This window comes from Aporhodopirellula sallentina SM41, assembly GCF_000346505.1.
In the GTDB taxonomy this organism is placed as follows: Bacteria; Planctomycetota; Planctomycetia; order Pirellulales; family Pirellulaceae; genus Rhodopirellula; species Rhodopirellula sallentina.
Map to the genome: position 1 here is coordinate 1 of NZ_ANOH01000227.1, position 6945 is coordinate 6945.

Below are 6945 nucleotides of genomic sequence, written 5' to 3' on the forward strand. Positions count from 1 at the left end.
CCGAAGGTTTTCGACCATACGGCGTGCGTCGCAGTACTCGATCGCAACCACACGCACCTCGGCAGGCAACCGTCGAATGATCGGATCGGTGTACGGATCGGCGTTCGCGAAGATCAGCCGTTCGGCCCAATCGCTGTGCACATCGACTGCATCGGAATCCAGTTTTGCGGCAACATGCCGAAGCAAGGTCGACAACGAACGGGCAGGCGACGTTGCACGAACGCTGCGGGCTTGACTGCGGAGGGCGATTTCCGCCGCCGCAAAATCACGTGCCGCGTGCCAAGCCACCGGATCACCCTCGGCGTGTACCGCGACGACAAAGTGTCCTTCACCGAGAGGTCGAACCGCGCCACGGTCCTCGCCCAAGACCGGGATCTGCGAAATCGCATCGGTGACCGAGTTCTTCTTTGGCAGTCGTCCGAACGCGACCACCGAAACGTCCACCAATCCGGATCGGAATCCCGCAGGAACGTCAAAGGTGATCTTCAGTTCTTTCTCGCCTTCGAGCACCTGAGTCGACGTCCATCGCAGTTTGTAGTAGACGCCTCGTCCGCGTTCGATCGTCCCGGCGGCGGTCACCGCGTGCAAGGGAGCGTGTCGATCGAACTGAACCGATTCCGATTGCTTCGAACCTTTGTCGCCGCCGATGTGTGCGTTTGCGACCGCCCCGTGAGCAACGTCGACTGCCATTCCGAACGCTTGGCTGTCTTCGTCGGATCGTTTGACCTGGATCGGTCCGGCATATTCGCTCGCGGTCTCCGTTCGAGGGCTGTAGTTGACCACTCGCCATGAAGGATCCCGCGGCACACAACGAATCATCCACCGATCGATTTCGGGGAACACGCTGCCACTGACCAAGGATGACAACCGCAAAGTGATTTCCACCGGCTCCCCGCGATCACTCATCGTCAGATCGTTGCCGTGCGAGCAAACGACAGGAACCGCAACCGCGGTCGCAGGCAAGTCAAACGAGATCACCGGTGGCTCCGATGCGGAGACGGTGTTGCCAGTTAATGCACCGGAGAAAACACCGAGACCGGCCAACAACACGAGGGCACCGATAGCGTATTGCCGCCCGCGGATCTGTTTTGTAGCACCTGATGCTGGAGATAGCAGCATATTCATAACAAGGGTCCTCCGTTCCAATTTGACATTTCCTGGTAGCTGTGTCGCAGCAAGGCAAGCACCTCAATGCAAACGTCGCGCCGAATCATCCGGCCAGCAACCGCTCCGTCATGGATACGGGCGGTGCAGGGTAAAACGAGCTTTCCGTCGAGCGAAGGAAACTCTCCTGCACAGCGACCTCATCATGCACGGCAACACTCCCAGAGCAACTCGAAATCGCGTTCTTGTCACACCAGCCAGTGTTCCAATGCAGATTGCAATGTTTGTGAAACACGCTCGCGACCGCTCCCGAACGGCACGACATTCCGTGAAACAAAACGCCCGGCCGAACCGCGTCTTGAAGGCTCGCGATCGGCTCGCAAACGAGACACTTGGCAGCGGTCGTCGGCGCCTCGCGAAATGAAGGGGCCAATGGTCAGTTTCCGATTTCCGCGTGCATAACCCGACCAACACTGACCAGCCGGGCGGCCCGCCTTCCGAAACGTTCAGTTACTTCCCCCCCGTCGAAAACGTCGCTAGGCTCTACCGTTCACACACCGCAATTCCAGTATGTCAACGGTCTACAAAATTGCCTCCGAAAAACCCGTTCACGCAACCGATCGGCGTTGTGCCAGCACCAGCGCCGACTCGTTCGAGCAAACGAATTCTGATCATCTCGCTAATCGCGCTCGCAATCATTCCAGTTTTCTGTGGCGGGATCGCTGGGGTCGGTTACCTTGCGATGAAGCGGATCGCACAACCATCGTTGCAGGTCAACCTTCCTCCGCGCAAAGACGCGTTCAATCAGGATGCCGCGGAATTCAACCGATCACTTGAACGGCGGGTGGGATCGGCATCCGATCAACAAAAACAGCGGGTCGACAGAGGGCTGCAGCGTTTCATCGACAACCACATTGAGCTACTCACCCAAGACGATGCTGTTTTGCCGTCAGCGGAATTTAGCCCGTCGAGTTTTATCGAAGCGGTCGCGACGAGCGAAGAAGGCAACGGTCAAATCAACATCGCGCACCGCCTGACGCTCGCCGATTGGATACGAACTGACGCTCCGCAACCGGACTCGCTCGAATCACAAACTCATGTTCTCGATGTACGGTTAGAGGCGGACGGCAAACTCGCCGTCGTCGACCTCATCTCGTACTCCGATTGGAATCAGGCGAAGTCGGTCCAGTGGTTCCTCGTCTACGAGGAGCAACAATGGAAGTTTTATGACTGGCAACGTTTGGAATACGGACGCCGCATCTCGGACGAGTACGCGTCGTTCATCGTAGGCGATACACCTCAAGACCAGGGCTACGACAAAGCTCTGGTCGAACTCGCTCGAGCCAACACGATGTGGAGCGACGGACAACGCGACGAAGCGATCGAGTTACTTCGCAAAACGGAAGGTGCCATCATGTTGCCGTCGGACCGTCCGGTATTTCGGATCCGAGCCGCCTACACGTGGATGCAGTTCGAAAAGTCGACGAGGCGGCGCGGATGCTCGAGTCCGTGGAAACTCCAGACGCGAGATGGGGAGTCTGGCCAACACTCGCGGTCTGCTATTGGAACATGCAGGACTATGATGGCACACTGCGCGCCGCCGAGCGGGCAACTCAGCAAGCGCCGAACCATCCCAACGCTCAATGGATTCTATCCGAAGCACTCAGTAAACTCGAACGCAACGACGAAGCCGCCGAACCGGCTCTCAGAGCGTTTCGCGTTTGCCCCAATGACTCCACCATTCTGAGCTGTGCGATCGCAAACCTGCGTCCGGAGGATGTCCCCACACTGGTCGATATCATCGCGGGAGCCGATGACGAGTCGCGATGGACTCAGCTTCTCCCGGTCACGACCAAAAAGAATGCTGACCTAACCGAAGCGATCATCAACGAACTGCGTCGTCGGCGAGATTTGCCGCCGGGCGTGCTCCTCATCGCGGAAGGGAATCAACATGTCGCGCAAGACGAACCTGACGAGGCGGCAGTTAAGTTTCTGCGGGCTGAAACAATCGCGAAGAACGAGACCTTCCGCGAATCCGCAGCAGAGTACTACCTCGACGTCAGACTCGAACACGAGCAACTCGATCAGCTCTTCGACGAAATCAAAAGTAGTGACGACATGCATCGTCGTCTCGTGGAGAGAGCCTACGACGGTTACCTCGACTGCGACACCGAAGAACTGCGGCGCCTCTTAACCAACAACACAGCGGAAACCAACGTCGGTTGGCTCACCGGCCTCGCGGGATGGGCAGCGTTCTACTCGGACGAATACGAAGACGCTGCAAAGCGGATCGACCAGTTTCTCCGATGGCGTGAAACGGATTCGGCGGCCGCTGCAACAGACTCGGCCGCTTCCGGCTCATCCTCTTCCGATTCGCAAAGTTCCGCCGGCGAAGACTGGATGAATAACGATGACTGGATTGATGACGCCGCCGAGAGTCTTCTCGCGACATCGATGCTCGAACTCCGTCGCCCGTTGGAGCTCATCGAACGATGGCCAGACGATCACGAAAAACACTCCCAACTCGGCAGCCATTATCGAAAGTACGCGACCGACATGGAGATCGCCGAGTTCATCAACGCGACCTCATCGACAGCGTCTGACTCGGTCCGAGTTCAACAATTCGTACTCGGAGCCGCCCTTCTTTGGCGAAGAGGAGACGTTGATACCACCACGAAGATGGATCAAAAGGCGATCCAACTGGCGAGCAAGGCATACTCAGTCGACCATGAGTATATCACCAGGGAACTCACCGACCGATTCGCCCGCGACTTGGTGCGAACCGGGCACGTTCAGACGGAGATGGATTTGACGACGCTGAGGATCGACGGCATGGATGACCGCCAGAGCGTTCTCGAATCGGGACTCAGTGAGGCGATCCTTATCGGTGACCAGCGACAGGTTGATGTTTGGTTAACACATGCACTCGATACCAACGCCGCGCCGGACTCACTCAACGGTTTCACGCGTTTTCAACTAGGCGAGTACTTTCTTACCCAAGGAAACAAACGCCGGGCACTCGAGCAATTCCAAAAAAGCGTTCTAGCGAGCGAAAATGCGACGTGGGATCGGGCTCGTCGTCTCGGTCACGTGATCCACACGTTCGTGCAGTTGGGCGAGGACGACGCGGCGGTCGAGTGGATTGATCAACACGGTTCCAGCGACGAGGAAATCCCCGGTCGGGCGATTGTCGCACTCGCTCAGGGCGACTTCGAAACCCTGCAACCTTACCTCGCTGCGGTACCGAAAGAAACGGCGATCGAATGGCTGCAAGAGCAACCGCTCGCAACACTACTCGAGGGGCGGGCCGAGACAGCAGGCTTTCGTCGGCTGATCGAATCGTATCCGATACGAATTCCCTATATGCCTGCGAAAGCGTCGGGCTTTCTATTGCTTCAGGGAAAAATCAGGGTCAACCCCGATACGCTCGGTGCCAGATTCGAATCCGTTCTCGGCGAAAAGCTATCTTCTACCTCCTTTTCGAACTCCGCTGCAAACGACCGTAAAGATGCCACTGAACAGTGGGTGTATGAATCTGAAAACGGGACACGCATCTATGTGAGTCTTGAGACTTGTCGTTACGAAGACAAAAAAACACCAGCATGGCTCAGCGAGCGTTTGCGTGGCCCGACCACGAAACTGAAGATCAACATCAGCGACAGTCGACCGGATCCGGTTCGTCGGTTGTTCGAAATAGCCCGCGCGATCGCAAACCAAAAAGCTATCGCGTTTCGTTGGCCGGACGGCATGGATGTGTGGAGTGGCCCCGATCTTTGCGATCAATTGAAATGGGGTGATCGAGCCCCAACCCAGTTCGCGAAATCATCGACAGAGCTGGTCATGATTGCAGACGACGATGAAGAGGATATCTACATCGACATCAACGGATGGAAAGACAAACTCTCGCAGTCGAAGGAAGAACTCACGGCGACGCTCTCCGTTTACGCCTGTGGTCTTACCGAGAACATCCCGTGCTCGATTCAACGTGTCGACGCGACCGAGTATGACATCTACGTCACCCCGCATCGTGACAGCATCGCTCATCCACTCGTCCGCGGCGGCGTCACTTACACGTGCGGCCCCTCACAACTGCAACCTCGTTAGAGCATTGTAAAGTTCGCCGTAGCTGACGCCGGTAGGTTGATTCCGGGGAGCCTTTCAGCGTCTCGCGAGGCATGCCGAAACTCCCGGAGGGCTGTTGAGTTTTTCGTTTAACGGGCAGCCGTAGGCGACCTACTTGCCACTGCACGTCGCCTACGGCTACCGGTTAAACGAAAACAGGTTGACTCTTGATTAAATCAACAGCCCGTTGAATTAGTAAGCGGCAAGGCGTTAGCCGCCGGTCTCAACGCCAACAACCCGCGGATCACATCGTGCCGCTCACAATGACATTTGAATTTGCAAAGACTCTGTTACGGAGATCGAACGCGGCAGATTCCGTGATGCTCTACCCCTTCAACAACGCGTCGGCGAACGAGTCGGGATCGAACGCCGCCATGTCTTCCATGCCTTCGCCGAGCCCGACAAACTTGACGGGCAACTGAAACTGCTCGCGGATCGGCAGAACGACGCCGCCTTTCGCGGATCCGTCCAATTTAGCGAGCACGATCCCCGTGCAGCCCGCCGCTTCGCTGAACCCTTTTGCTTGACTGATCGCGTTCTGGCCCGCCGTCGCGTCGAGCACCAACAACACTTCGTGCGGTGCCCCGGGCAATCGTTTGTCGATCACTTTGCGAATCTTTTGCAGTTCTTGCATCAGATTGCTTTGTGTTTGCAGACGACCGGCGGTATCGATGATCGCGTAGTCGGCACCGACCTCGATCGCTTTGTCGACAGTTTGATAGGCAACGCTAGCTGGGTCGGCGCCGCTCTTTCCTGTCACGATTTCACACCCAATCCGTCCGGCCCAAATCGTGAGTTGTTCAACCGCGGCGGCACGAAACGTGTCACCGGCGCCCAACACCAACGAGTGCCCGTTGGCATGAAGATAGTGTGACAGCTTTCCGATCGACGTTGTCTTCCCGCTGCCGTTCACCCCGACGACCAGCACCACCGTCGGTGGGGAATCGTTCTTCGCCAATTCGCCGTGATCCTGCGACAACTGCGACCGGATCTCTTGGGTGATCGTTTGAATGACTTCCTCGAGGTGGACCACTCGACCGCGATATTGCTTCGCCACCTCTTCGCGAATCTTGTTGGCAGGTCCCGTGCCCATGTCCGTCCGGATCAAACGGGCAAACAGTTCGCCGAGGAAATCATCGTCGACGAGGCGTCCCTCGCTCTTGAACAGGTCACGGATGTCGGTCCCGAGAACGCGGCGCGTCTTCTGCAGCCCGCCCGCGATTTTCGACAACAGCCCGCTGCCCTGTTGCTCGTCGGCCGAACCGGAAACGCTCGGAGCGTTTGCTGACGCTTCATTGGGTTCGTCGGTTTCGCTCGTCTTTTTGGATCGCCAAAACGCCATCGTGATTCAGTTCCGCGTGGAATGAGTGGGAGCAGCTCAATCGAGTCAAAAGTTGGCCAATGATTGTGTCATCCGAACCACAAATTCGCCACCCGTCTGCCCGACAGCGATTGCCGCGCCTCGAGATTTGGTTTTCCAGGCCTAGGACAAATGGGAAGATTCTCATTGGCCCGCGATGACGGGATCGGAAAACGCAAGCGTTCCGAAAACTCATCAGCCGAACGGTGTTGGCCGCGGTCAGCACGGAACAAGCGAAGTTAATGCCCGTCGGCTGATTCATTCGTGAGGCCTCTTCGGCATAGTCGTAGGCCATACCAAGCGCAGCGCCGTTCCGGCATGACTGCAATTGCCGGATACGCGTCGTAAAGCCTCTTTCA

3 protein-coding genes are annotated in these 6945 nt (G+C 57.1%); 1 reads left to right on the forward strand and 2 read right to left on the reverse strand.

From position 1 onward, the window contains the following. Positions 1 to 1125: hypothetical protein (locus RSSM_RS15445; RefSeq protein WP_201767205.1), on the reverse strand; the 1125-nt coding region annotated here is incomplete at its 3' end. A gap of 1548 nt (positions 1126 to 2673) precedes the next feature. Between RSSM_RS15445 and RSSM_RS15455 the strand changes: the two genes are divergently transcribed. After that, positions 2674 to 5208, forward strand: coding sequence for a tetratricopeptide repeat protein (locus RSSM_RS15455; RefSeq protein WP_144059850.1), 2535 nt, complete (start codon positions 2674 to 2676; stop codon positions 5206 to 5208). 343 nt (positions 5209 to 5551) lie between these two features. On the opposite strand, the gene ftsY is transcribed toward RSSM_RS15455, so the two are convergent. Continuing rightward, the gene (gene ftsY / locus RSSM_RS15460; protein WP_008680503.1) at positions 5552 to 6568 is read right to left on the reverse strand and encodes a signal recognition particle-docking protein FtsY; all 1017 of its coding nucleotides are present in this window, start codon (positions 6566 to 6568) and stop codon (positions 5552 to 5554) included. Between the last annotated feature and the right edge of the window lie 377 nt (positions 6569 to 6945).